21 protein-coding genes are annotated in these 19,086 nt (G+C 69.4%); 12 read left to right on the top strand and 9 right to left on the bottom strand.

The genetic code is table 11. The features are described 5' to 3' along the window. From E6J58_22850 to E6J58_22830, 5 genes are all read right to left on the bottom strand, one after another. Nucleotides 1–299: hypothetical protein (locus E6J58_22850; GenBank protein ID TMB32543.1), on the bottom strand; the 299-nt coding region annotated here is incomplete at its 3' end. A gap of 27 nt (nucleotides 300–326) precedes the next feature. Beyond that, nucleotides 327–863 (bottom strand): hypothetical protein, encoded by a 537-nt coding sequence (locus E6J58_22845; GenBank protein ID TMB32542.1) that lies wholly within the window; start codon nucleotides 861–863, stop codon nucleotides 327–329. 12 nt (nucleotides 864–875) lie between these two features. Beyond that, nucleotides 876–1,634: a hypothetical protein gene (locus E6J58_22840; GenBank protein TMB32541.1), complete on the bottom strand. Its 759-nt coding sequence runs from the start codon at nucleotides 1,632–1,634 to the stop codon at nucleotides 876–878. Nucleotides 1,635–1,677: 43 nt separating this feature from the next. After that, on the bottom strand, nucleotides 1,678–2,250 hold the full coding sequence (locus tag E6J58_22835) for a hypothetical protein (protein TMB32540.1): 573 nt from the start codon (nucleotides 2,248–2,250) through the stop codon (nucleotides 1,678–1,680). Continuing rightward, a complete protein-coding gene (locus tag E6J58_22830; GenBank protein TMB32539.1) occupies nucleotides 2,247–2,870 on the bottom strand; it encodes a hypothetical protein in 624 nt (207 codons plus the stop codon). Before E6J58_22830 ends, E6J58_22835 begins: the two co-directional genes overlap by 4 nt. A gap of 41 nt (nucleotides 2,871–2,911) precedes the next feature. Between E6J58_22830 and E6J58_22825 the strand changes: the two genes are divergently transcribed. From E6J58_22825 to E6J58_22770, 12 genes are all read left to right on the top strand, one after another. Next, entirely contained in the window at nucleotides 2,912–3,475 is a 564-nt protein-coding gene (locus E6J58_22825) for a M23 family metallopeptidase (protein ID TMB32538.1), read from the top strand. Further along, nucleotides 3,472–5,418 carry a hypothetical protein gene (locus E6J58_22820; protein TMB32537.1) on the top strand — a complete coding sequence of 649 codons (1,947 nt, stop codon included), beginning with the start codon at nucleotides 3,472–3,474 and terminating at the stop codon, nucleotides 5,416–5,418. The genes E6J58_22825 and E6J58_22820 overlap by 4 nt, the downstream gene beginning before the upstream one ends. Continuing rightward, nucleotides 5,415–5,804, top strand: coding sequence for a hypothetical protein (locus E6J58_22815; protein TMB32536.1), 390 nt, complete (start codon nucleotides 5,415–5,417; stop codon nucleotides 5,802–5,804). The genes E6J58_22820 and E6J58_22815 overlap by 4 nt, the downstream gene beginning before the upstream one ends. Beyond that, entirely contained in the window at nucleotides 5,782–6,558 is a 777-nt protein-coding gene (locus E6J58_22810) for a hypothetical protein (GenBank protein ID TMB32535.1), read from the top strand. Before E6J58_22815 ends, E6J58_22810 begins: the two co-directional genes overlap by 23 nt. Before the next feature lie 22 nt (nucleotides 6,559–6,580). Further along, on the top strand, nucleotides 6,581–8,305 hold the full coding sequence (locus E6J58_22805; GenBank protein ID TMB32534.1) for a sel1 repeat family protein: 1,725 nt from the start codon (nucleotides 6,581–6,583) through the stop codon (nucleotides 8,303–8,305). A gap of 73 nt (nucleotides 8,306–8,378) precedes the next feature. After that, complete coding sequence (locus E6J58_22800; GenBank protein TMB32533.1) at nucleotides 8,379–9,398, top strand: gluconolaconase; 1,020 nt, start codon at nucleotides 8,379–8,381, stop codon at nucleotides 9,396–9,398. Further along, nucleotides 9,395–10,594, top strand: coding sequence for a CoA transferase (locus E6J58_22795; GenBank protein TMB32546.1), 1,200 nt, complete (start codon nucleotides 9,395–9,397; stop codon nucleotides 10,592–10,594). Before E6J58_22800 ends, E6J58_22795 begins: the two co-directional genes overlap by 4 nt. After that, nucleotides 10,591–11,610: an ABC transporter substrate-binding protein gene (locus E6J58_22790; GenBank protein ID TMB32532.1), complete on the top strand. Its 1,020-nt coding sequence runs from the start codon at nucleotides 10,591–10,593 to the stop codon at nucleotides 11,608–11,610. The genes E6J58_22795 and E6J58_22790 overlap by 4 nt, the downstream gene beginning before the upstream one ends. Beyond that, a complete protein-coding gene (locus E6J58_22785) occupies nucleotides 11,607–12,431 on the top strand; it encodes an ABC transporter ATP-binding protein (protein ID TMB32531.1) in 825 nt (274 codons plus the stop codon). Before E6J58_22790 ends, E6J58_22785 begins: the two co-directional genes overlap by 4 nt. Further along, nucleotides 12,409–13,200 carry an ABC transporter permease gene (locus tag E6J58_22780; GenBank protein TMB32530.1) on the top strand — a complete coding sequence of 264 codons (792 nt, stop codon included), beginning with the start codon at nucleotides 12,409–12,411 and terminating at the stop codon, nucleotides 13,198–13,200. Before E6J58_22785 ends, E6J58_22780 begins: the two co-directional genes overlap by 23 nt. A 159-nt stretch (nucleotides 13,201–13,359) precedes the next feature. After that, nucleotides 13,360–13,578, top strand: coding sequence for a hypothetical protein (locus E6J58_22775; GenBank protein TMB32529.1), 219 nt, complete (start codon nucleotides 13,360–13,362; stop codon nucleotides 13,576–13,578). Nucleotides 13,579–13,661: 83 nt separating this feature from the next. Next, the gene (locus E6J58_22770) at nucleotides 13,662–13,904 is read left to right on the top strand and encodes a hypothetical protein (protein ID TMB32528.1); all 243 of its coding nucleotides are present in this window, start codon (nucleotides 13,662–13,664) and stop codon (nucleotides 13,902–13,904) included. On the opposite strand, the gene E6J58_22765 is transcribed toward E6J58_22770, so the two are convergent. The 4 genes from E6J58_22765 to E6J58_22750 form a co-directional block, all read right to left on the bottom strand. Then, nucleotides 13,901–14,827: a hypothetical protein gene (locus tag E6J58_22765; protein ID TMB32527.1), complete on the bottom strand. Its 927-nt coding sequence runs from the start codon at nucleotides 14,825–14,827 to the stop codon at nucleotides 13,901–13,903. The two genes, E6J58_22770 and E6J58_22765, sit on opposite strands and share 4 nt — an antisense overlap. Before the next feature lie 134 nt (nucleotides 14,828–14,961). Further along, nucleotides 14,962–15,669, bottom strand: a complete 708-nt coding sequence (locus tag E6J58_22760) for a DUF190 domain-containing protein (protein ID TMB32526.1) — start codon at nucleotides 15,667–15,669, stop codon at nucleotides 14,962–14,964. A 16-nt stretch (nucleotides 15,670–15,685) separates the two neighbouring features. After that, nucleotides 15,686–16,741 (bottom strand): sorbosone dehydrogenase family protein, encoded by a 1,056-nt coding sequence (locus E6J58_22755; protein ID TMB32545.1) that lies wholly within the window; start codon nucleotides 16,739–16,741, stop codon nucleotides 15,686–15,688. A 160-nt stretch (nucleotides 16,742–16,901) separates the two neighbouring features. Next, nucleotides 16,902–18,926, bottom strand: a complete 2,025-nt coding sequence (locus E6J58_22750) for a hypothetical protein (protein ID TMB32525.1) — start codon at nucleotides 18,924–18,926, stop codon at nucleotides 16,902–16,904. Nucleotides 18,927–19,086: the final 160 nt, after the last annotated feature.

Below are 19,086 nucleotides of genomic sequence, written 5' to 3'. Positions count from 1 at the left end.
CGGCCGTGCGGTCCGTTCTGGGCTACCTCGTTCTTCCACCCCTGGTAGAGACGGCGCGTGGCCTCGCTGCGTTCGACGCCCGCAGCCTGCCCCAGCTTGACCCAGGCGCGGCTCACGCGGAGCGCGGGGCTGTCCTCGGTCTCCGCCCACTTGCCGTCCGCGGGCTGTACCGCCGGCAACGGGATGGGCGGCAAGGGATAGGTCACGGATTCCGAGGCCTTGATCGGCTTGAACTCTTTGTCGGCCGCTCTCGCCGGGATGGCGGCGGCAAGGGCGAGAAGGAGAAGGGCGCGGTTCATGTGCGTCTCCAGTCGGATGGGCATCGGTCAGGGGCTGCCGCCGTTGCCGGCGCGGAGGACGGGGGCGAGCGTCTGCAGGATCTGCTCCTGGTCAGACGGCGGCGGAGGTTTCTGCGCCACCTGCATGGCGGCGATCTGCGTGCGTGCGGCGCCGAGCTGCTTCTGCAGATCGTCGATCTGCTTGCGGTAGGAGGCCACTTGCGCCTGCGCCGCCTTCGTGCGGCCCAGCTCGCGATCGAGCTCGGCGCGCGCGACCATGGCGACGTTCTTCGCGGCGGCGACGGCTCCGCCGAGCACGTTCGGGCTCTCCGGCGCCTTCGCAGCGGGGGAGGCCTTCGCAGCAGGAGCGGTCGCTTTCGCCGCTTCGGTGGCAATCGCCGGCTTCGTCTCGCCGATGGCCGCCGCGGTGGTGAGCGCGGCGGGGCGCGCGTCGGCCGCCGCCGGCGCGCGCCGCGCCACCCAGAGCAGCGCGACGACCAGCGCCGCGCCGGCCACGGCCCACGGCCAGGTGCGCCGCGGCGGGGAGCTTTCGATGGGCGGGAACTCGGGTCGCTCGTTCGACATGGGGATCTCCTTTCAGGGGTTGTGCGCGACGGTGCGGACCGCCTGCACGCCGCGGAGGAAGGCGTCGTTGATCGCGTCGGCGGTATTGGGCGCCGTCTCGCCGGCGAGGAAGGTCACCGGAGGCGCGTCGTTCGCGTGCAGCACCCAGACGATGAGGAAGCCGCGCGAGCCGGGATCGACCGGAGTGCGGAGCGGTGCCGTCATCTTGGGGCAGCGGTCGCGGAGAAAGCGCACGGCTTCGGCGGCGGCTCGCCCAGCTTCCGGCGCCTTGTCGGCGGCGAGCAGCGCGTAGGCGTCGCGCAGCTTCTGCTTGCCGTCGCCGCAGGCGTCGGAAGATCCCTGCTTGGGCGCGGTGAGCGCGCCGCAGCCCTGCAGGACGGCGTCGACGTTGCCGCTGGAGCGCAGCGCGGAATGGGTGACGCGCCTGCCCGCGGTGCAGGCCCGCTCGATCAGCCGCGGCGACCCGAAGTACACGCCGGCGCGGAAGAGCGGCAGCGCCATCGCCGAGGCCAGCACTTGACTCGACGCGCCGATGATCTCGTCGAGACCGGCCGCGGTCATCCTGCTGCCGAGGTCGCGGTCCTGCTCGCGGCGCCGGATGTAGTTGTACGCGCTCTGGTCGCTGTCGATGGGTCCGACGGGGGCGATCTGCGGGCCGTGCGTCGCGTCGAGACCCTTCTCCCAGTCTCGCTCCGTCGTCAGCGTCTGCGCCTCCTCGTGGGCGCAGCCGAGGAGCGCCGCCAGCGAGAGGATCAGGATGTTCTTGTGCATCGGAGGTCCTCCTGGTTCGCGAAAGCAAAAAATCCGGTTGGCGTCATCGAAGCGACAGCTCCGGCAAGGGAGATCCGGCGACGCCGTCGAGCAGCGCTCCGCCGTGTTCGGGTCCGTAGACGGGCCAGGCGATCTCGAGCACCGCGCCCAGCCGCCGCCGCCACGCTTCTTCCAGCTCGACGAGGAACCGGCCGGCCCGCGCCAGGGCATCTTCGCGGCGCGCCGCCGCGCGCGCGGTCCGGTGGGTGGTCTCGACCCGCAGCGGCGGGCGCAGCCACCCTCCGGGAAGGCGCAGCGCCGGAATTCCCTGGAGCCTTGCGCGGCCCAGCGAGTACGGCGCCAGCGCCGGCGGACCGAGCGACATCAGCGGCCGATCGTACTCGGCGCAGAGGGCGACCACGGGCCCATCACCGCGGGCGACGAGCGCTCCGTCTTCAGTCCGCATCGCCGCGTTGCCGACGAGAACAGTAAGAAAGAACAGGTCTGGCGACCAGCCCAACGCGGAAGCGCGGGCGGGCTGGATCCGCAGCGGGAGCGACATCACGGGGCTGGTGCGTTCTTCGGGACCGGACCTGCGCTGATCGCGCAGCAGCGCCAGCATCTCGTCTGCGCTCACGCCGCGACTCCCCGCTGCAGCGTCTCGGCGAGGAGCTCGTGCGTGCGCGCCGCGTCGGCCTGCGCCCGCCGCGCCTGCGCCTCGGTCACCGCCAGCAGCGACTTCAGCGTATGGAGCAGCACTTCGTCCGGGTCGCCGCCCCGCGCGTCGCTGCCTTCCTCGTCGAGGCGCCGCGCGAAGAGGACGATCACGGGGCCGAGCAGCATCGGGAAGGTGCCGCCCACCATCAGGAAATAGGCGTAGCTGATCTCACGGTACGCGCGGGCCATGGTCTGCGCGAGCACGTCGGCTCCGGCCTGGATCCCCATCGCGTCGCCCAGCGCGCCCATCCCCAGCGCGCCGACCAGCGTGCTCATTCCAAGGCCAAGGCCCGGTCCGAGCAGCATCATCGTCATCGCCACCGGGCGCACTTGCTTCTGCCAGATCTCCGCCCGCCGTGCGGCGCGGATGCGCCGGGCGTCCTTGGACATCCTGGCCGCGACGCGATCGGCCTGCGCACGAAGCGCCTGCGAGACGACCCAGGCGAGGATGGCGATCTGGATGAGATTGATCAGAAGCAGCAACGGCGCGCCGCCGTAGGTGTCGACGGAGTACTGCCAGAACCGGGCGAAGAGCCCCATCGCGGCCTCCCTTTCCGCGCTGGCAAGCAAAAAAACTCCCGATGGGCGGTACCGGATCTGTTGGCCGGGTTTTTTGCTGGCGCGGCATGCGCATCGCGGTGTTCGCCACCGTGCTGATGCTCGCCGCGCCCGCGGATCCGGCGCCGCGCGCTCCCTGGCTGCTCTTTCCCATCGACGTCCGCCGCTTCGATCGGGTCTCCTCGCCGTTCGGCTTGCGCCGGCTGGGTGGACACCGCCGGCTGCATCGGGGAGTCGACCTGGTCGCGCCGCCGGGCTCGTGGGTGGTGGCGGCGCGCGAGGGAAGGGTGACCGACGCGGGCCGCGCGCGCGCCTGCGGCTGGTACGTGACCGTGCAGCACGAGAACGGGTGGCGCACGGTGTATTGCCACCTGCGATCCGATCCGCGGCAGCGCGGCATCTCCGAGGGCGTGTACGTGCCGGCGATGGGCATCGTCGGCGAGGTCGGCAGCACCGGGCACTCCACGGGCCCGCATCTGCACTTCTCGCTGCTCGACTACCGCGGCGAAGCCCGGGATCCGCTGCCCGCGCTGTACACGCCGGAGGAGACGCTCCGGGTGCTCAAGCGGATGGGACTGGCGAAATGACCGCTCTCGCTCCCGCCGTTCGCGCTGCCATCTCCCGCATCTCGCGCCATGGCGCCGCCGCCGGTGTCGCGGGCGCCCTTGCCGCCTGCTCCGTGGCAGCGCTCGTATCTCCGCTTGCGCTCGTGGGCGGCGAACGCGCGCAAAAGGCCGCGGCGGTCTTTGCCGCCGACCTTGTCCAGTACCGGGCGACGCAACCCGACGTCCGCTCCGCGTCGCTCGTCGCCGCCGCTGCGGCCGGGTATGAGGACCGCGGCTTCTTTCGCCGTCCGCGGTGGATGCCTCCGCTGAGCCCGTCCGGACTGGCCCGCGCCATCGTCCGGAACCTGCGCGGCATTCCGCAAGGCGGCTCGACCATCCCGCAGCAGCTCGCCAAGCTCTATCTGCGCGGTGCGGAGCGCGCCGGGCTTCTCGACAAGCTCTCCGAGGGGCTGTTCGCGACCTGGCTCGTGCGCCAGGCGGAGCCCGACGAGATCGCGGGGCTCTATCTCAACCTGAGCGCCGGCACGTCGATGGGAACGGTGCGGCGGCCGGCCGACGGCCTTCACCGGCTCTCGCTGGCGCTCTTCGGGCTGCCGCTGCGCCGGCTCTCGCGCGAGGACCAGGTCGTTCTCGGCGCGTCGCCGAGGGGAGTGCAGTGGCTGCGCGAGCACCCGACGCTCTCGGCGCGACGCATCGCATCGACCCGGGAGTGGCTGATCTCGCAGAAGCTCTGGGACGCCTCGGCCCAGTCCTATCTGGACGGAGCGGACATCGACCCTGCGGCGGCGTTCCGATTCGTGGAAGGGTGGACGGAGCGGGTCGCGAGCGGCGAGGCGCCTTCGGCCGACCTCGACCTCGTGGCCGCCATCGACCGATTCCGCGAAGGGCTCTCGGCGACGTTGCAAGCGGAGTTTCCCGGGACCGCGGTCCGCACCGCCTTCGCCGCGCTGGGATCGGACGGCGCGGTTCTGGCCCGCTCCGGCGCGGAAGCGGCGCTCATGGCCGTCAACTACGGCTCGGTGGCGAAGCTCGAAGCGCTGGATCTGGCGGTCGAGGCCTTCGGCCCGGGCGCCGTCCGCGAGCTGACGCTTCCACCCGGCGGTTGCGTGCGGTGGATCTGGTCGACGAAGGAGCTGCGCCGCTCGCACCCGTCGCGCTACTGCCCGAACGACGTCGCGCCGGCCACGCGCCCGATGGCGCTCGACGAGGCCGTCGCGCGCTCGATCAACTCGCTGACTGCGCGGCACGCGATGATGCTGCCGGCCCTGCTCGCGCAGCGCCGACCCGATCTGCTCGGACAGATGGTTGCCGGGATCTCCGCCGACGAACGCGCATCGCTCGACTCGCCGGCCGATCGCGCGCTCGCGGGCGATCTGCTGGCGCAGCTCGGCGAGACGATTCCCCCCGACGCCGTCGCTCCGGAGCTGTCGTACAGCGCCGCCGGGGTGGCCCTGTTCCGCTATCTCCGCGACCGCCGCGAAAGAGCTGGTCTTCCCGCGGACCGGCTGCCGGAGGATCCGACGTCGCTTCTGGGGAACTCGTCGCGCGCGACCGCCGAGCAGATCGGCGGCTATCTGCACCGCAAGCTCTTCGCCAACGACGGGACCTGCGCCCTGAGCGATACCGGAGCGCTCCTTGCCCTGCGCCGCCGCGAAGGCACGCTGCGATGGCTGGCGGCGCGGTGGCCGAAGATCGTCTTCAGCGGCAAGACGGGGTCGTCGCCGCATGACGACTCGGCGCTCGCGGCCATCGGCCTCTGCCTCGACGCGCGGCCGGTGGTCCTCGTCGCCGCGCTGCGCCCGCTGCAGCCACCGCTTCCGGATGGCCTGCAGGGCTCGGTATTGCTGCGCGGGATCGACGCCTATCTGCGGGAGCTCGCCCGGCTCGATCGGCGTCCGGGCTCGGCGGTCTTGCCGGCCTGGGCGGAGCAGGAGACCCCAGTCGCACTGGAGGCAAAGCCATGATCCGGAGTGGAAGGACCGGCGGATTCGACGAGATGGAAGCACTGATCTACCGGCTCTTCGCCGAGAAGCAGTTCGCCCTCGCGCTGCTGGCGCTGGTGATGGTGGCGCAGCTTCTTTCGGCGCAGTTCCTGCTGCTCCGGCTGACGCCGCCGTCGCAGCAGGCCCGCGCAGCGCCCTCCAGCTCGCACCGTCTCGACGTGAAATGCGACGCGGGAGCGGCGCGGACGCTGGCGGGCGAGGCGATGAGCCGGGAGACGGCTCGAGGCAAGGTCGTGGTCATGCACCTCGGCGCTTCCGAAGAATCCTGTCTCGCGCAGGTGACTTCTTCGGGCGCCGCCGAGCTGGTGGTGGGGATGAGCGCGGATGCACAGCCTGGCCGCCATTGACGACGTCGAGCCGCCGCGGCTGGCCCGCGCGGTCTCCCTGCAGGCGCTGGCGCTCGCAGGCGCGGCGCTGATCGCGGCGCTGCCGTGGCCCCGCCGGGAAAGGGCCCCGGCGCCGCCGCCGGAGCCGAAGAAAGAGGAGCGCCGCATCCGCGTCGTGCAGCTTCCCCGTCCTCCACCGGCGCCCAGGCTCGAAACGGCGCAGCCCCGTCCGCAGCCGCCCGCGGCGAAGCCTTTGACCGCTCCGCCTCGTGCGACTCCTGCGCCAGCGCCCGCGCAAGCCCCCCCGCTCGCGCGAATCGCGGCGGACTCCACCGCCATGCACGGCGTGCGCATGCGCGTGCTCGTGCCCCGCAATCCCGGCGAGCTCGCCGCGCACCTGCGCAACGCCGGCGGCTGCCTGGTCGTCTCGCGCCTCGCGGGCGAGGGCGCCGAGGTCCTTTCCGTCCTGGCGCTGGACGGACAGCGCGTGGTGGAGATGTCCGGACCGCCGTGCGCCGGCGTGCCGCGGCTGGTGCGCGATCCGGCCCTCAACGCCGCGCTCGGAGATCCGCTCGGGCGAGCCCGCGCCGCTTCGCCGGGCGACGAGGTGGTCCTTCAGGTGCTGCTGAGCCCGGGCCTGCACGATACGGCCCGCGCGGCGCTGCGCGCCCGCTTCGGTCCGGTTTCGGAAGAGGAGATGGGGCGGCGCGCGGCGGAGACCGGATACGAGCTGACGTGTTTCGCGGAGCCCGGGGGGCTCCTGCGATGTGAGTGAACGTTTTTTTGGGAGGTGCCGTATGAAGCCGCTCGTCGCATCGCTGTTTGCCGCCGGCATTGCGCTCGGTGTCCATGCCGCGCAGGGCGAAGAAACCATCGCAGTCCTCGACCTGCGATCGCGCGCCCATCCTGTCGTCGCCGCCGAGGTATCCGACCGCGTTCGCGAGACAGTCCGGCGGATGCTGCCCGCCGCCCGCATCGTCGACCGCGAGAGCGACGGCGACTTCGTGCTCACCGGCAAGGTGTCCCACGGCGGGCTCGGCTATCGCGCCTGGCTGGAGCTGCGCGACCGGAACGGCGAAGTGCTGAAGAAGGCGTCGGCGACGGCGAGCAGCCGCAGGGAGCTCGTCGAGGCCGCCGAAGTGGCCACCGCCGACATCCTCCGGGCGCGGCAGGAAGCGTCCGGAGCGTTCGCCATCTCACTGCCGGCGGTCCCGGCGCCTTCGGAGCCCGCGCAGGATGGGCTGAACCTCGACGCGGACTCCGGCGTCCTGGTGGCTTACGACCGGGCGCGCAGGATCGAGACGCACGGCAGGGACTCTCCGGAGGATGCGGCGGCAGCCTGGCGGCGCGTGGCGGACATGCCCGGCCAGAATCCGTTCCGCGAGATGGCCATCTCGCGCGCGCAGCAGTGGGAGGCCTATGCCGCGGGCCGCCGCGCGGTCGACGGTCAGCTCGCCCGCGATATCGCGCGGCTCCGGCGGGTCTTGCCGCTCGGGTCGCTGACGGATTCGGCGAAGATCGAGCTGCTGGTGCGGTTCGCGGCCTTGCACGGCTTCGACAAGGTTTCGCCCCTCGTCGCGCTGCTGCCTTCGGCGGCGCTGCGCGAGCGCGCCGAGCTGTCGCTGGACTGCGAGGTGAGGGAGGCGCACGCGTGTCTGCAGCTCGCCCGCATTGCCGACGCGGCCAAGGACGCAAAGGAGGCGCAGGAATTCCTCGATCGCGCCTGCGCCGCCGGCGGCGCGGATGCCTGCGCCGAGGCGGGCGATCGCTGGTTTTCCGGTGACGCGCGGGATCCCGCTCGCGCCATTTCCGCGCTGCAGCGCGGCTGCGACTCGTCGAACGCCGCGGCGTGCGTCCGCCTCGCGCGCGCGTACGAGGAAGGCGACGGGACTGCGCCCAATGCCAAGGCGGGCACCGACCTGCGCGAGAAGGCCTGCGCCGCCGGAGACGGGAAGAGCTGCAGGCGCCTCGCCGGCGTGAGCGACGAGCCCGGCCACATCGCCGATCTCTTGCGGAAGGGATGCGACGGAGGCGACAGCATGTCCTGCGCGCTGGCGAGCCGGGAGCCGGCCATCGTGCAGCGGCAGCTCCAGGAAGCGGCGGCGGCAGCGACGAAGGCCCCACCGACGGTGAAGCCTGCCAAGGCGGCGGACACGGCGCCCGCGAAGCCGCCGTTGCCCTCTTCGCCGAAGACGGAGATCGAGCCACCGCCGCGCGACCGCACCGCGGTCGGCGTCTCGATGATCGCGTTCGGAGCCGTTGCCGGAGCAGCCGCACTGATGGTGAGCACCGACGGCGACAGCCGCCGGAGCTCGCGATCGGGAAGAGATCTCACCGCCGGGTCGGAAACGTCGGCGATCTCGGGGCGCACCGTGCTGGGCGTCGCGATCGGGGGCGCGGCGCTGATCTCGACGGTGGCCGGCCTCGCGGTGTTGTTCTCGAAGCCGGACGCGCCGGACGGAACGAAGGTGGCGGTCGGCGTCTCGCCCGGAGGCGTCGCCGTGGCCGGGCGCTTCCCCTGAGCGAAACGACGCGCCGCATCGAGACGGCGCGGAGTCGAAGCGCTATCCTGCCCGACCCTTGCCGGAGGATCCCATGACCCGCACCGCGACGTTCGTCGCGCTCGTCCTCGTCTCGTCGCTGTCGTTTTCCGCCCAGGCCTGGAACCGACTCCAGGCAACGCGGTTCGCGACGCTGCCTCCAGGAACCGCGCATCCGGAAGGGATTGCGATCGACAGCGCCGGCAACGTCTACGTCGCGGACTTCGACGTGAATCGCGCCGCCGGACCGGGCCAGGTCGTGGTCTTCGACGATTCCGGGCGCCTGCTCCGTGTGGTCGACGTGGCGGGCTCGAGCAATCTCCTGCTCGGTCTCGACTTCCACCGATTCGGCTCGCGGGCATCCGACGTGGAGCTGCTCGTGATCGACTTCGGCGCGAAGAACGTCCTTCGCGTCGATCCGGTGACCGGCGCCTCGACGATCTTCACGACCATCCCCGGCGGTGCCGCTGCGGGCCCGAATGCGCTGACGTTCGATCCCGCCGGCAACGTCTACATCTCCGACTCGTTCCAGGGCATCATCTGGCAGACGGCGCCGACGGGGGGAGCCGCCACCGTGTGGACGCAGAGCCCGCTGCTGACGACGATCGGGGTGCCACCCTTCGGCGCCAACGGGCTCGCGTTCAACCGGAGCCACACCGTGCTGTTCGTCGCCAATACCGGGAACGACACGATCGTGAAGATTCCGGTGGCGACGCGGACCGCGGAGGTCTTCACGAACAGCATCAACGGCGCAGACGGCCTGGCCATCGACGAGCACGACAACATCTGGGTGTGCGCGAACCAGGCGGACGAGATCGTCGTCGTCGACCAGAGCGGGCGAGCCATCGCCAAGCTCGGCGACTTCGACGGCCTCTCGCGGGACGGCGCGCCGGTCGGGCTGCTATTTCCGGCGAGCCTCGTGTTCCGTGGCGGGTTCGTCTACGTGACCAACCTCTCCCTCGATCTCCGACTCTTCGGGTTCAACGCGGTGGACTCGCAGTGGGCCGCCGCCGTCCAGCGGCATACGGTGGCGCGGCTGCCGATGCACCTGCCGCCCATCCGCGGGCTGCGCTGAGTTTGTCGCAAGCCCTTCAGGGACTGCGCGTCGTCGAGCTGGGGACGTTGATCGCCGGCCCGTTCGCCGGGCGCATCCTGGCGGACTTCGGGGCGGACGTGATCAAGGTGGAGCCGCCCGCGAGCGGCGATCCGCTGCGGAACTGGCGCAAGCTGCACCAGGGAACGTCGCTGTGGTGGCTCGCGCAGGCGCGCAACAAGCGGTCGGTAGCGGCGGATCTAAAAACGAAGGAAGGGCAGGAGATCGTTTGCGCGCTCGCGCGGCGTGCCGACGTGGTCATCGAGAATTTCCGTCCCGGGACGTTGGAGAAGTGGGGTCTCGGCTACGAGGAGCTGTCGCGCGACAATCCCGGCCTCGTCCTGGTTCGCCTCTCTGGATACGGACAGACCGGACCCTACCGCGATCGGCCGGGGTTCGGCGCCACCGGCGAGGCGATGGGCGGCCTGCGCTATTTGACCGGACATCCCGACCGGCCGCCGGCGCGGACCGGGGTGAGCCTGGGCGATTCGCTGGCGGCGCTGTATGGGGTGATCGGCGCCCTGATCGCGCTGCAGCAACGTCAGGCCAACGGTGGCAAGGGACAGATCGTCGACGTCGCCCTCTACGAGGCGGTCTTCAGCATGCTGGAGAGCACTCTTCCGGAGTACGCCATGACCGGCTACGTGCGTGAGAGGAGCGGCGGCGCTTTGCCAGGGATCACTCCGTCGAACACGTATCGCTGCAAGGACGGAGCCTGGGTGGTCATCGGCGGAAATGCGGACAGCATCTTCAGGCGGCTGATGCGCGCGATGGGCCGCGACGATCTCGCCTCCGATCCCTCCCTCGCCGACAACGCCGGCAGGACGGCGCGCGCCGCCGAGCTGGACGCGGCCATCGAGGCCTGGACGTCCGGATTGCCACTCCCCGAAGTCCTGGCGAAACTGCAGGCGGCGGAGGTGCCGGGCGGGCGCATCTACAGCGTCGCCGACATCGTCCAGGACGCGCATTACCGGGCTCGCGAGATGATCAAGAGGGCGCACCTGCCCGGCGGGGAGGAAGTGCTCTTGCCGGGTATCGTTCCGAAGCTGTCCGCGACGCCCGGCGAGACGCGTTGGCTCGGGCCGCGGCTCGGCGAGCACACCGCCGAGGTGCTGCGCGAGCTCGGATATGACGAGGGCAGGCAGCGCGAGCTGCGCGCCAAAGGAGTCATCGCATGACGAGCATCCTCATCCGCTTCGCTCTTGCCGCGGTGCTCTGCCTCGCGGCGCGCAGCTCCGCGGCCGCGCCCGCCTTGGAGAAGCAGAACGTCAAGATCGCCGTGGGCGGAAAGACGCTCTTCTACTATCTGCCTCTCACGCTGGCCGACCGCCTCGGCTACTTCAAGGACGAGGGCCTGGAGGTCGAGATCGTCGACTTCGCGGGCGGCGCGAAATCCCTCCAGGCGTTGATCGGCGGCAGCGCGGACTTCGTCTCCGGCGCTTTCGAGCACACCATCAACATGCACGCGCGGGGGATTCCCGCCGTCGGAATCGCGCTGCAGTCGCGGTATGCCTCCATCGCGCTCGGTCTCTCGAAGGCTCGCGCAGCAGGCTACAAGTCGCCGAAGGACCTCAAGGGGCTGAAGATCGGCGTCACCGCTCCCGGGTCGAGCACGAACTTCTTCGTCAACGCGCTGCTGGCGGGCGAAGGCCTCAAGCCCGACGACGTCGCGATCATCGGCGTCGGCGCTTCGTCAAACGCCGTGGCGGCCATGAAGAAAGGGGAGATCGACGGCATCTCCAACCTCGATCCGGTGATCACCAAGCTGGAGCGCGACCGGGACATCGTGATCGTGGCCGATACCCGCACCGCGGAAGGAATGAAGAAGTACTACGGCGGGGAGTACGCGGCGAGCTGCATCTATTCGACGAAGGAGTTCGTCGACAAGAACCCGAACACGGTGCAGGCAGTCGCGCGCGCGATGGTGCGGGCGCTGGCGTTCGCGCACAAATCGTCGGTCGACCAGCTCCTCGCGGTGGTTCCGGCGGAGTACTACGCGGGCGACAAGGATACGTACAAGGATGCGCTGGCGAAGAGCATCGACGGCTACTCCACCGACGGCCGCTTCTCGCTGGCCGGCGCGCAGAACGTCTACAAGGTGCTGAAGCTCTTCGAGCCTTCGGTGATGTCGTCCACGGTGGACGTCTCGAAGACGTTCGACAACCGCTTCGTGGACGCCGCGGCGAAGAGGTGAGCGCGAGCGAGGCGCGCGCCCCGGCGCTCGCGCTGGAACGGATCACCTGCATCTTCCCGGCGACCGACCGCATCGCGCCGCCTTACACGGCGGTCCGCGAGCTGTCGCTGCAGGTCGCGCCCGGCGAGTTCGTCTCCATCGTGGGACCCACGGGCTGCGGGAAGTCGACGCTGCTCAACGTGGCGGCGGGCCTGCTCGCACCCTCCGCGGGAATCGTCCGCGTCGCCGGCGAGCCGCTGCGGGGATTGAACCGCCGGGCCGGCTACCTGTTCCAGGCGGAAGCGCTCCTGCCCTGGCGGAGCGCACGAGAGAACGTGGCCGCGGGGCTCCAGTTCCGCGGCATCGAGCGCCGCCACGCCTTGCAAAGGGCCGACGAGTGGCTCGGGCGCGTCGGCCTCGCGGGCTTCGGCGACCACTATCCGCATCAGCTCTCCGGCGGTATGCGCAGGCGCGTCGCGCTGGCGCAGACATTGATCCTCGATCCCGCCATCGTGCTGATGGACGAGCCATTCAGCGCCCTCGACGTGCAGACACGGCAGCTGATGGAAAACGAGCTGCTCGATCTCTGGTCCGCCGATCGCAAGTCGGTGGTGTTCATCACGCACGACCTCGAAGAGGCGATCTCGCTCTCAGATCGGGTGGTCGTGCTCTCCGCCGGCCCTGCGACGCGGGCCATCGGCGAGTTCGTCATCGGTCTCGCGAGGCCCCGCGACGTGGCCGAAGTCCGGCTCACCCGGGGTTTTCTCGAGCTGCACCGCGAGATCTGGGAGCTGCTCAAGGCGGAGGTGCTGAAGGGCCATGCGCAGATCCAGCGCGCATAGGGTCCGGCTGCTCGTCGGCCGCGTCCTTCTCCTCGGGGGGTTCTTCCTCGTCTGGCACGTGCTCACGCAGACCGGCGTGCTTCCGCGGTTCTTCTTCGGGACTCCGGTGACGGTGCTGGGAAACGCGGCGCGCTGGTTCACCTCCGGCAAGATCTACCGGCATCTCGGGATCACGCTGATCGAAACCGTGCTTGCCTTCGGCCTCGGCACCGCGCTCGGTCTGGTGGTGGGCCTCTGGCTGGCGCTTGCGCCCACCGCATCCGCTTTGCTCGAGCCCTACATCAAGGCGGCGAACGCGATGCCTCGGGTGATCCTCGCGCCGATTTTCGCGGTGTGGTTCGGGCTGGGCATCCTCTCCAAGGTGGCGCTGGGCGTCACGCTGGTGTTCTTCATCGTCTTCTTCAACGTCTATCAGGGCGTGAAAGAGGTGAGCCCCGTCGTGCTCGCGAACGCGCGAATGCTCGGCGCGAGCCGCCGGCAGCTCTTGCGTCACGTGTATCTTCCTTCGGCGACGAGCTGGGTCTTCTCCAGCCTGCACACCAGCGTCGGCATGGCGTTCGTCGGCGCGGTCGTCGGCGAGTACCTGGGCTCATCCGCCGGCGTCGGCTACCTGATCCTCCAGGCCGAAGGAGCGTTCGACATCAATACGGTGTTTGCCGGCATCCTCGTCCTCACCGCCTTTGCGCTGCTGCTCGACGCGATCGTCACCCTGCTCGAGCAGCGGCTCCTCCGGTGGCGGCCCGCGGAGACGACCACCGAGACGCGCTGAACGGACGCTGCACGACGCAAGCGTCGGTACCCTGCACGCCCCACGACGGGCCGAGGGTCGGGCGCACCCCCTGTCAAGGCTTGTACCCGCGGGTCCGACCTACCGACCTTTTGAAGCGGGAGGCCGCTCATGGAGAACGCCTTGACCCATCGAGTCATCATGGATCGGCGAGTTCTGGAAGCGGCGCCGGAGTACGTGAAGCAGGAAGCGCGCCTGCGTTTCGAGGAGATCGCCGAAGGCGTCGGCGGCATCGCAGCCGACAGCGCCTTCTGGCGGTCGGTCCGCGTCAGCCGCCTCTGCTTGGTGGTAGGCGACTGGTCGTTCTTCTACGTCCTCGATGACGAGACGCTCCGCGTCACGGAAGTGCGCCGAAAGTAGGCGGGCCCGCCGGTTGCACGATTTTCCACAGGTGGCCACCATTTGGTGGCACTACAGAATTTTACTGACAATTGGTCAGGCGAGTGACGTATTCGGTCCACCTCGGGGTCAATCTGGAGGGGCTCCCGGAAGACGTGCGTCTGGAGATTGGCCGTACGATGCAGCAGATCGCCGACGCGGTGACGACCATCCCGCCGTCGAGCGCGTTCTGGTCGTCGATGAAGAATTCGCTGCTGCAGATCGACGTGCGCCGCTACCGCGTCGTCTACCGCATCGATACGACTCGCCGCGTCATCATCGTCGTCGAGCTGTCCCAGCCGCGCTAATTGGTTCCGTCGACGCAGCCGCGGACGAACCCCTTGGCCGGATCGCTGTAGCCGCGGTTGCCGTCGTAGCCGCTGTTCGACCAGTTGCCCTGGACCTTCCACTGCGAGCGGTTGGTGAAGGTCAACAGCTGCGCGCCGAAGGTCCACGCGCACTTGTCGGAGTTCTCGGCGCCGTTTGCGTCGTACCAGGCGTTCAGATGCGGGTCGGTGAGCGCCTCGGAGAGCTCATGGCCGCTGACGTTGGCCAGCGCCGCGACCCCCTGCGAGTACGAAGTGGCCGGAGATTCCGGATCGCAGCCCGGGTCGCCGTCCAGATCGAAGAAGAACGCGAACTGCACGCTCACGCCATTGCAGGTTCCCGCGCTGTGCCATGCGCAGAAGCCAGCGTGTCCGCGCGGCAGGTCGGTGTAGACGGGGTAATACCCGTTGGCCACGGGCGTCGGGATCATCTTGCAGACCTCGGCGAGGATGGGGCCGGTCTTGTTGCCGTTCCGCGGAGCCGCGCTCAGGTCCGTCAGGCCGGCGTTGACGGAGAAGCTCGTCCCGACGTGTGCGCCGCCCGACTGCGTGTACTCGGTGTTCGTCGACTCGTAGCTGGAGCTGCTCATTCCCTTATAGAAGGTGTCGACCCAACCCTTCTTGTTCTGTCCGTCGCTGGACCAGCCGGTGCCCCAGAAGATGGGAGTCACTGCCGCGGCGCCGCCGGACTGCTGCGTGAGCACCGGACCGCCGTGGTAGAGCAGGTCGGGCGAACCGCCGCCATGCGCCTTCGCCTGTCCGCGCGCCCAATGGATTCCCGCCATCGGCGGCTCGGGCTGACCGCGATCCGCCCTGTTTTCCAGATTGGACGTCGTGGTGTCGATCGACTCGGTGCCGCCGCAAGCCGCGACTGCGGCCAGGAAGACCACTGCGAGACGCTTCATTGTTTTTTCCCCTCGATGCGAATGGCCGGCTGGCCGGGTGCGCGGACTACGACACGCTTGCGCGGCGATGCGCATCGGCCATTCGTCCGTTGCCCGTACCCTCATCGTCGTGCAGGGCGCCACTCCCGCAGAGGTCAACGCGAGGCAGCCGCGACAGCCTCGCGGTAGATGATCACGTCGACGTCGGAGATGGCCACGAGCCCGCTGCCGACCATCTGATCCAGGTACGGCAACGCCTTCTCGATCTTCTCCGCCGCATCCACGACCACCACCGTGATTGGCTCGTCGCCGGATCGGAAGACGGCCTGGCGATGGATGCGGCCGGTTGCGCCGTAGCCCTCGAGCCCGCGGTAGACCGTCGCTCCAGCGAGGTCGAGCTGGTGAAAGCGTTTCACCAGCGCGAGATGCAGCGGCTCGCCCTCCCAGGTGTCGTTCGCGCCGATGTGGACGCGAAGCATCTTGGCCTTGCCGGTGAGCTTCTGGTGTGGCACGCGCGCGGCCTCCCCCCTCGACGAGCGCGGCCTCGCCTTGATGACCTGCATGTCCTGGACCGCGATCAGACCGTCCTCGACGACGAGATCGAGATCGGGCAGGGCGCGGTCGATTTTCTCCGCGTCGTCGATCGCCTCGATGGTGATCGGCAGATCCGGCATCACCTCCGGGGTCAGGTCCTCGTGGACCTTTCCGGAGTGCCCGAATCCGACGATTCCCTTGGTGGCCGTCGTCCCGGCGAGCCCGTGCTTCCGGCACACGTCCACCACCTCGCGCCACAGCGGCTTGTGGTGCCACCGCTGGTTCTCTCCCACGTAGACGACGAGCCGTTTCGCGGGCCGCTGCTCCATGCTTCCTCCGCGACTGCTATTTCCGATGCCGCACGCGATAGATCGCGCCGTTCTGTTCGTCGGACACGAGCAGGGCGCCGTCGGGCATCTGCAGTACGTAAGCCGGCCGTCCCCAGAACTTGTTGCCGGCGGCGTCCAGGAATCCGGTCATGAACGGTGTCACCTGCGCATTCCTGCCGTCCGCATCGACCTTCACGGTCACGACGTCGTACCCGAAGAGGCGCGTGCGGTTCCAGGAACCCTTGCGCGCGACGAAGATGAGGTTGCGGTACGCCGGCGGAAACATCCCTCCGGTGTAGAAGAGCATGCCGAGCGCCGTGGCGTGCGGGCCGAGGAGCGCGACGGGGAGCGTCACTCCCTTGCACGGATCCTTCCGCTTGATCTGAGCGTCGGGCATGCCCTTCGCATGGCAGTACGGAAATCCGAAGTCGAGACCCGGCTTGGAGACGCGGTTCAGCTCGTCCTCGGGACCTTCCTCTCCCATCCAGTCGCGGCCGTTGTCGGTGAACCACAGCTCGTGCGTTTGCGGGTGCCAGTCGAATCCGAGCGAATTGCGGATCCCGCGCGCGATCACCTCCATTCCCGAACCATCCGCGTTGTACCGCCGGATCTGCGCGTACTCCTGCGGTGGCTCGCAGATGTTGCAGGGCGCGCCGAAGGGCACGTACAGCTTCTTGTCGGGACCGAAGGCGATGTACTTCCAGTTGTGGTGCTGCAGCGGCGGGAAGGCGAACCGGGCCGTGAGGTCGACGGGCTGGACGTCGGGCTTGTCCTCGATGCCGTCGTACCGCAGCATCTTGTCGATCGCCGCCACGTACAGCGATCCGTCGGCAAAGGCGACGCCGGCGGGCTGGGTCAACTTCTCGGCGACGATCCGCACCGTCCTCCTCTCGCCCAGGTCGCTGACCTCGTAGACGCGGCCGATCGACCGGGTGCCGACGTAGATCTTCCCCTTCGCGCCGCGGGCCATCGCCCTTCCGCCTGGCAGGCCGTGCGCCCACAGCTCCACCTCGAATCCCGAAGGCACCTTGATCCGATCGAGCGGGATTTCCTCCGGCGGCGTCTCCGTCATCTTCGGCGGATGAGGAGCCTGCTTCGAGTCGGCCATCTCCGGCGGCCTTCCCTGCAAGTACGCCGGCGGAGGCTGCTGATTCTGCTGCGCCTGAGCGGAGACGGCGAGAAAGAGACCCGCGACGAGGAATTTGTTCATGGCGGCATGCCCCGCCCGGATACTACTCCTGCACGCAGGCGTGGGCGGCGTTGGACCACTGTTCCTGGATCTGCCACTTCGCGCCCGCCAGCGAGACGCAGTGGTCGAACACGGCGTTGCACTTGTCGCCGATCTCGTTGCCCGGCCCGGTCCAGGCGTTTCCGAAGGGGTCGGTGATCGCCTCCATCAGCTCGTGCGCGAGGTAGTTCACCACCGATTGCGTCAGCGACGAATGGGTGTTGCACCCGAGGCTCCGGAGTGAATTGCAGAAGACGTAGTTCGTCGGGCTGGGCATGAACGCGTAGAGGACCTTGGTGTCGTCGCACGTCGTCCAGCTGTGGAAGGCGCACACGTTCAGTCCGGGCGGAACGCTCGGGGTGAAGACGAAATACATGCCGAGCGGGTCCGGCTTCTGCCCTTGCGCGGCGATCTGGCCGCAGACCTCTTGATTCAGCTCAGAGGATCCTGCCGCCCCGTCCGGTGGGGTTGAAGTGTCGACAAGGCTCGAAGTGAAGCTGACCGTCGCCTTGGCGCCGCGCAGATACTGGTCCGCGATGGCCAGATAGGACGATCCGCCGATGGTCCCGAGGAACGACTCGACGGCGTCCTTCTCGTCGGACGGAAACGAGGTGGGATTGCCCCACCAGATTGCGTAGGCGTGGATGGCCGCGGCAACCGGACCTCCGCCGTCGCGCAGGTTCAAGGAGACGGTAATCGTCGCGACGTCCGACGCCGTCGGGTCCGCATTGCTGGTCGCGACGACGTGGAAGACACCTTCGGCGACGGGCGCGCTGTAGCGGGCGGGAGAGACGCTCTGATCGATCGCGCCACCCGCCGGACTTTCGCGGATCGACCAGGTCACCGAACGATCGGCGGCGCCCGTGACGTCGACCTCGATCGAGGTGACGTCGCCCGGGCCGAGGAAAATCGAGTTGGACCGGATCTTCACGGTGACCGTCGTGCTACGGGCGACGGTGATGACGGCGACGGCCTGGAGCGACGGGTCCGCGACGCTTTGCGCGGTGACATGGAAGGTGCCTTCGGACGGCGGCGCAGTCCAGAACCCGGTTGCCCGGTCGACCGTACCGGCGTCGGCGGAGTACTGGACGCGCCCGTCGGTCATGCCACTGACGGTGGCCTGGAACTGGACGTTCCCGCCCGGTGCGACCCTCGCCGTCTGCGGGGAGATGGCGATCGATCGCGGCGCCGCAACGACCGTTACGACGGCGACGGCGGTGCGGGTGGGGTCGGCGTGGCTCGTCGCCACGATGTGGAAGGTCCCGGCGATCTGCGGCGCGACATAGATTCCGGCCGCATTCACGGTGCCGCCGCCGGTCTCTTGCAACGACCACGTCACGAGGCTGTCGTCCGTGCCGGTAACGGTGGCTGCCAACGCCTGCGCACCGCCCGTTTGCACGGTGAAGGCTGCCGGCGAGATCGAGACCGCGATCGCCGACTGCAGCGACACTTCCACCGTCGCAGTGGCCGTCTTGCCCGGATCGGCATGGGCGGCCGCGACGACACGGAAAGTGCCGGCGGCCTTTGGCGCGGTGAAGAGCCCGGCGCTGTCCACGGTTCCGCCGTCCGGCGCCGACCAGGTGACGGCGCCGTCGGCGCTGCCCGTGATCGTGGCACGGAAGCGGGCGGTGGCTCCCGCCACGAGAGTCACTCGCGCTGGTTCGATGGAAACGGAAATCGCCGGCGCGCCCGTCGTGACGGTGATCTCCGCCTCGGCGATCTGCTTCGGATCCGCGTGGCTCGCCGCGGCGAGATGGAACACGCCGGCGGAGGAAGGAGCGCTGTAGAGACCATCGCCCGTCACGGAGCCTCCCCCGGCTTCGCGGACGGACCAGATCACGGCCTTGTCCGACGAGCCCGTCACGGTGGCGCTGAACTGGGCAGATTTGCCGACCTGGAGGGCAGCCTTGGGCGGGGCCACGCCGATGGTGATGACGGGCGGCGTCACCTCCGACGTGCCGCCGACGACGGAGGGACCGCAAGCAACCGACAGGAGCGCCACGAGAAGCGCCCCGATGCGCACACCCATGCCCGTCCCCCCGGTTTGAAAGAACGGTGACCACCGCCGGGGAATTCGGCAACGGAAGGACTTCCGACTTTTCCTGCGCTACGCTCACGCGCAATGCGGCCGCGGACGCTTCCCGTCTTCATGACGTTCTTCGTCATGGGCGTCGGCGACGCGATGGGAC

The sequence above is a fragment of the Deltaproteobacteria bacterium genome (genome assembly GCA_005879535.1).
In the GTDB taxonomy this organism is placed as follows: domain Bacteria; phylum Myxococcota; class Myxococcia; order Myxococcales; family 40CM-4-68-19; genus 40CM-4-68-19.
The sequence above is the reverse complement of the archived record's forward strand: the minus strand, read 5'-3'. Positions and strand labels throughout refer to the sequence as shown.

What these genes read in the sequence shown, in the direction of transcription:
- E6J58_22845 (TMB32542.1), bottom strand. Translation starts at nt 863, where the DNA reads ATGTCGAACGAGCGACCCGAGTTCCCGCCCATCGAAAGCTCCCCGCCG.
- E6J58_22840 (TMB32541.1), bottom strand. Translation starts at nt 1,634, where the DNA reads ATGCACAAGAACATCCTGATCCTCTCGCTGGCGGCGCTCCTCGGCTGC.
- E6J58_22830 (TMB32539.1), bottom strand. Translation starts at nt 2,870, where the DNA reads ATGGGGCTCTTCGCCCGGTTCTGGCAGTACTCCGTCGACACCTACGGC.
- E6J58_22825 (TMB32538.1), top strand. Translation starts at nt 2,912, where the DNA reads ATGGGCGGTACCGGATCTGTTGGCCGGGTTTTTTGCTGGCGCGGCATG.
- E6J58_22820 (TMB32537.1), top strand. Translation starts at nt 3,472, where the DNA reads ATGACCGCTCTCGCTCCCGCCGTTCGCGCTGCCATCTCCCGCATCTCG.
- E6J58_22815 (TMB32536.1), top strand. Translation starts at nt 5,415, where the DNA reads ATGATCCGGAGTGGAAGGACCGGCGGATTCGACGAGATGGAAGCACTG.
- E6J58_22810 (TMB32535.1), top strand. Translation starts at nt 5,782, where the DNA reads ATGCACAGCCTGGCCGCCATTGACGACGTCGAGCCGCCGCGGCTGGCC.
- E6J58_22805 (TMB32534.1), top strand. Translation starts at nt 6,581, where the DNA reads ATGAAGCCGCTCGTCGCATCGCTGTTTGCCGCCGGCATTGCGCTCGGT.
- E6J58_22800 (TMB32533.1), top strand. Translation starts at nt 8,379, where the DNA reads ATGACCCGCACCGCGACGTTCGTCGCGCTCGTCCTCGTCTCGTCGCTG.
- E6J58_22790 (TMB32532.1), top strand. Translation starts at nt 10,591, where the DNA reads ATGACGAGCATCCTCATCCGCTTCGCTCTTGCCGCGGTGCTCTGCCTC.
- E6J58_22780 (TMB32530.1), top strand. Translation starts at nt 12,409, where the DNA reads ATGCGCAGATCCAGCGCGCATAGGGTCCGGCTGCTCGTCGGCCGCGTC.
- E6J58_22775 (TMB32529.1), top strand. Translation starts at nt 13,360, where the DNA reads ATGGATCGGCGAGTTCTGGAAGCGGCGCCGGAGTACGTGAAGCAGGAA.
- E6J58_22765 (TMB32527.1), bottom strand. Translation starts at nt 14,827, where the DNA reads ATGAAGCGTCTCGCAGTGGTCTTCCTGGCCGCAGTCGCGGCTTGCGGC.
- E6J58_22760 (TMB32526.1), bottom strand. Translation starts at nt 15,669, where the DNA reads ATGGAGCAGCGGCCCGCGAAACGGCTCGTCGTCTACGTGGGAGAGAAC.
- E6J58_22755 (TMB32545.1), bottom strand. Translation starts at nt 16,741, where the DNA reads ATGACGGAGACGCCGCCGGAGGAAATCCCGCTCGATCGGATCAAGGTG.
- E6J58_22750 (TMB32525.1), bottom strand. Translation starts at nt 18,926, where the DNA reads ATGGGTGTGCGCATCGGGGCGCTTCTCGTGGCGCTCCTGTCGGTTGCT.